General features: G+C 60.1%; 2 protein-coding genes. Both read right to left on the bottom strand.

Annotated features, from left to right (window positions below; genetic code table 11):
- Positions 1-52: 52 nt before the first annotated feature.
- The gene (locus tag A5658_RS12180; RefSeq protein WP_231997295.1) at positions 53-1,852 is read right to left on the bottom strand and encodes a hypothetical protein; all 1,800 of its coding nucleotides are present in this window, start codon (positions 1,850-1,852) and stop codon (positions 53-55) included.
- A complete protein-coding gene (gene drmD / locus A5658_RS12175; RefSeq protein WP_067334738.1) occupies positions 1,849-4,989 on the bottom strand; it encodes a DISARM system SNF2-like helicase DrmD in 3,141 nt (1,046 codons plus the stop codon). The genes A5658_RS12180 and drmD overlap by 4 nt, the downstream gene beginning before the upstream one ends.
- Positions 4,990-5,307: the final 318 nt, after the last annotated feature.

The raw sequence follows: 5,307 nt of genomic DNA, 5'->3' as shown, positions 1-5,307 counted from the left end.
ATTCGAAGCAATCATGACCACACCGGCCAGTCAGGCCGCGTGACCGAAACTGTCACCTGATCGTGCAGCAGACCCGTCCGGGTTCGTAAACGACGGGCTCGAGCGCGTACTTGACTACCTCTTCGGCTAACGAGCGGGGCGTATAGTGAGCTCCGGCATTGCGGCGCGACGGAGTTTCCACGACCACAAGTCCGCCCGGAGGAATGACCAAAGGTATGTTGCGCAGGTCGCGGCGAATTATGTTGCCCCACAGCATAAGCCGAGCGAGCAATGCCGTATCGCGCCCGGCGACCGGTGTGAGGAGGCGGCGCAGCTCGGCATCGTCGATCTTTGCGTCGATCAACTTTTTCAGCTGAGCGGCCGTCTTCGTCGCCGCTGCAGGCTGATTGGTTTTGACCCACTCAATCAGCTTCTTTGCAAACGTCTCGGTGCTGGAGCTGTTTTCGCTCAGCTGGTCGAGCTCAGCTAGAGCTATCTCGGGTTCTTGGCCATCCCTGCCGACCAGACCAATTACGACATCGTCGGTCACCGTCGCGCACGAATATCCGAGGAGACCTTCGTATATGTAGCCGATTTGTTCGACGTCGATGTCGTGGAACGAGATTCGCCTAGCCTCTCCTCCCACGGTGGCTTCTTGCACAGATTCCAGCACGTGCAGCATGACCCGATCGGAAACTTGCACCCGCAGACCACGTGGATCGGTCGCGCTCAACCAGGGAAATCGAGCGGGGTCCAATAGCGAGCCTCCATAGGCGGGCATGCGCATCTCGTCGTAATTCACACCGCAATACAGTGCGTCGCTGACTGCCAGCAGCCGATACCACGCGTCGTGCGATTCATCCAAGTGTTCCTCGCCATCGGCCGCCCGCAGCTTGAGATCATCGAGCAGACCGCGTATCGCGTAGGAGTCGCAGTACAGACGTTCGGTCGGGAGCATCCCGCGTTCTTCGGCGAACAGCAGGAACACGACCCGCATCATCACCGTGACCGCGGCCTGATAGACCTCATCCGGGGTCTCAGCTAGCGGGTCCGCGTCACCGTTTTCCGCTGCGGCCAAGCGGGTTTCGGAAAATGCCTGCACCAGAAGCTCGACCGAGCGCCGCACCTGCGTTCCCAGTGCTTCGGTGATTTCTTCCGCTTCGAGCTCGCTGCGTGCCAGCAGCTCTGGCAGCCGATGGTCCGGGTTCTTCGCGCGAAGAGTTCGCTGATCGATCAGAGTCAAGAATGCATCGCGCAATAGCGGCTCTTCGCCCCAGGTGACCGCGTCGACGATGCCCGACCCCGTTGTCTTTCCTTCCGCAGCCCACACGATCGCCCACCACTGTCCATCGGTGACAAGCCCTATCGAGACACCCGATTGCCGCAAAAGTGCAGCCATGCGGTCGATTTCGGAGGCTGCCCAGCCGTCAAGCCCTGGTCCGCGCAGGTCCGCGCACGGCGACACCACCCGGACCAATGCGGCCACTTCACCGCTTTCTCGGCCCCGCAGGCCCCCGTCTGCCCGGACGATGATTTGCTCACCCGGCGAATGCGTCTCGAACTCTCTGGGTAATCCTTCTGCGCTGACCCGTAAACCGTTCCAACCGGCGAGCTGATCGAGAACGAGGTCAACCCACGCTTTCGTGATTTCGGCGTATTGGTCCCGCTTCTCTACCGACTGTTGGTCGTAGGCGCGCAACCACGCCGTGAAGCCCTGCTTGAATGTCGCCAACCGGTCATCGGCGTCACCCAGACGGTCAACCCCACTGGGCCAGAATGCCTTCACCACAGGCAAAGACAAAAATGGACCGTCGACATCGAACTGTCTCAGCCAGCCGTAGTCCGGTCCACCATGGTGACGAGGCTTGCTCATCGGATGCTCACCTGACCCTTCGCGACATCCCCGGGTGACAATGCAAACAAGACGGCCGCATGGAAGGTGCGCGCTTCCACATCCAGATAGCGGGCTTCGACAGCTGCCAACTCATGTTCGCGCTCATCAGCCAATGCCTCTACGCGCGCGCGGATTTGACGCAGGTCGCGCTCACTTTGCTTTCGCTCATCGTCGAATAGAGCCAGCTGTGACTCGACTTCTTGTGCCTCGGCCAGAGCCGAAGCTAGCGTCGCGCCGAATCTGTCGAAGATTGCAGAGACGCGTTCGTGATCTGCGACTCTCCGGGCCTCCAGAAGAGACTCGACGGCGCGACGGCGGCGCTCGACTCGCTCGGCGACCGCCTCCGCTACCCGTGCGCGAAGCCCATCGGGCTTACCGTCGTTCCAAGCTTCCTCGAGCTGATCTTGGATCTGGGGTGGCAGAGCTTCAAAGGTCGTCAAATCAAGGGCCTGCTCTAAAAAGTTTTCAGCCCGCTGTTCACCGACAGCCTGGCGACGGCTCAATCGCGTGCCCGCCAAGAACACTTCCTCGTGCAGGCGGACGCCCGCTTGTCCGACGAGTACAAGCCGCGTGACCGCCGCAGCGAAGGATTCCCCCAATCCCGGGACCACGACCGCGGTGACACGTTCCAGTGATCGCTCGCCGCCCCACAGTGCGGCTCGCAATCTCCGTGTGGCGCGCTGTAGTAGTGGACTGCCGAGATGCATGTAGACGACGTCGGGATCATCTACAAGCACCTGGGAATCGAAAGCGATAGGTCGGAGATGCTCGCGATCGAGCGCAGTCGTCAGGCCACGAGTGACTTGCTCCCAGGAGCTGCCGAGCGCTGGAAGCCGGAACACTGCAACATCGGTGCGATCGGAGCCCACCTCGTCGATCGGGGGTAAGCGGTCGAGCTCGAACGCCACGTCGACGACACGTTGAAGATTCGCAGGCCTGAGATGCAGCGTTTCTCGGCTATCGGCAATTTCCTGTGCAAGTTGTGTCAGCCCAGCACTGACGTCACGACCGCCGGCGAGCATCCGGCCAATTGGGCTTTTCTCCGCTCGAGGTTTCGGAGTCGGTGCATCGATGCCAGCGAGTTGACGCTGTAAGTCGGGTGCGATGATCTCGTTGGCCGACCCTAGGTCAGCCATGATCTGCGCGACCTTCTTTGCTACCCGTGCAAGTAGGTCAACATCCTGCGCCAGTTCAGAATTCGCATTTTCCGATACGAAGTGACGGATGTCCGGATCATGCTTCTGCCCGTAGCGGTCGACACGGCCGATACGTTGCTCCAGCCGGTTCGGATTGAATGGGATGTCGTAGTTGACGAGTCGATAACAGTAGTCCTGAAGGTCGATGCCTTCGCCGGCGGCGTCAGTCGCCAGGAGAATCCGGAGCTTCTCTCCTGCGGGATCGGCATTAAAGCGTGCGCGTATTACCTCGCGCTCATCCGAGTCCGTTGATCCGTCGATGACTGCCACGCGGTCCGATTCGAATCCTCGCTGCCGGAGGATCTCGCGTATCCATTCGAGCGTGTCGACGTACTCGGTGAAGATGACGATGCGTTCGTTGAGCCAGAGGCCATCGCTTGTCTTCGCATTCGCCTCAACGTATTCGATGAGGGCTTTCAGTCTCGAGTCGGGCCGCGCCTCGTAGCTGTGGCCCCAGTCGCGCAGATACTGGAGGTCGGTCTTGTCCTCATCAGTCAGTGGGGGAAGTGCGTTCTTGGTCAGCTGGAGCGTCTGTGTTTCTGCCTGTTCGACGCGGCCTTCTTCGAGTTCGTCGGCGTCCGAGCCGAGGATTTCGTCGTATTCGGCCTCGAAGTCGACTGCGAGACCACGCATCCGGGTGTCGCGGTAGACGTCAATCGTCCGAGCGAACGCAACCGGACTGGAGAAGAACCGCTTTTTCAGCAGCAGAGTAGCCATGTCCTTCGCCGCATTAACACCTCCCTTCGTCGCTTTGTCGCGCCGTGCCGTAAAAGCAATGAGGCGGTCGTAAGCGGCTGCTTCGTCAGGGGACGGGGTGAAGCGAAGCTCGTTGACTTCACGAGTTTTGAATTGGCCAGCAAGATCCTTCTTGAGGCGGCGTACGGCGACATCTTTGAGAGCTTGCTCGTCGAGAAACTTTCCTCGAACGAAGCGCTGCGGATCGATCATCTCGAGAAGAGCGGTGAACGATTCGGTGTATCCGTTGTGCGGAGTTGCCGAAAGGAAGAGCCGGTGTTCGGAGCGCTCGGCTAGGTCGCGTACCGCCCGAGTGCGTTGCGAGTCAACGGCATAACCCTTGCGCAAGCCGGCTTTGTCTGTCCTGGTCGGTGCGCTCGGTGCAACGTGGTGAGCCTCGTCGACGACCAGGATGTCGAACGCGAATCGTGATGCGGTCCCGCGCGACTTCGTGATGAGTGCATCACGAAGCTGTCGCTGCGCCCGAGGGCCGGGCAGCCACGCCATCGACACGATGATGCGGGGAAACAGGGTGAATGGGTTGGCATGAACGCCGTTGCTCCGCCTGACCTCTTTCATCGTTTCCGAATTGACGATTCTGAATTCCAAGCCGAACTTGTCGCGCATCTCGTCCTGCCACTTCACACAGAGGCCGGCGGGGCAAACGACGATCACGGTTCGTGCGCGGTGACGGAGAAGTAATTCCTGGATCACCATCCCTGCCTCAATGGTCTTGCCGAGACCGACGTCGTCAGCAAGCAGGAGGTTGGCGCGCGGCGCGCTGAGCGCACGCATGAGTGGCTCGAGTTGATAGGGCTCGACCTTCGCCCCCGAACGGAACGGTGCCTGAACAGTTTTCACGTCCGCGCTAGTCACTGCGCCCCACCGGAGCGCATCGATGAAGGCGGCGAGCCGTTCCGGTGGATCGAACTTGCTGGCATCAATATGAGTTGGCAAGTCTTGAGGTGGTCTCAAGCTGCGACCAGGCTCGAGTTCCCAGACAACGCGCAGCTCGTCGCCGAGGCGATCGTCTTCTACGGACTGCAGCGTCACCGCGTGTTGAAGTTGCCTGACTGCGTCGTCATGCGCGCTCCTGGGGAGGCTCTGCTGGTGGACGTCGGTGACTGCCCAGTTGGCGCCTCGGACGCTGACGATCTGGCCGATTTCGGGTACGGCGGTCGACAACGGTCTCAGCTGTTCTATGGACCATGATTTATCGTGCAAAGTTTCATCTTTCGACTGCTCTGAGCTGACTAGCACTTCACCTCCAGACTTAGGCGGCGACGACTTTGCAACGTTAGATTTGACGTCGTTCGGCAGAGACGCGTGATTGTCGATGTGGTTGGTCTCGCCGAAGCTAATGAACTCCTGGAGGACAACATCGCGAAGGCCCTTGGAGTTTCGCAGGCCTCGGAGATATTCGAGTTGTGAATCGCCCCGGTGAGTTCGGAGACTTTCTGATTTGAGGACTCAGCCGGCGGCTGGTCTCCGTTGGTGAGCGTA

This window comes from Mycobacterium sp. 1245111.1 (assembly GCF_001673405.1).
In the GTDB taxonomy this organism is placed as follows: Bacteria; Actinomycetota; Actinomycetes; order Mycobacteriales; family Mycobacteriaceae; genus Mycobacterium.
The sequence above is the reverse complement of the archived record's forward strand: the minus strand, read 5'-3'. Positions and strand labels throughout refer to the sequence as shown.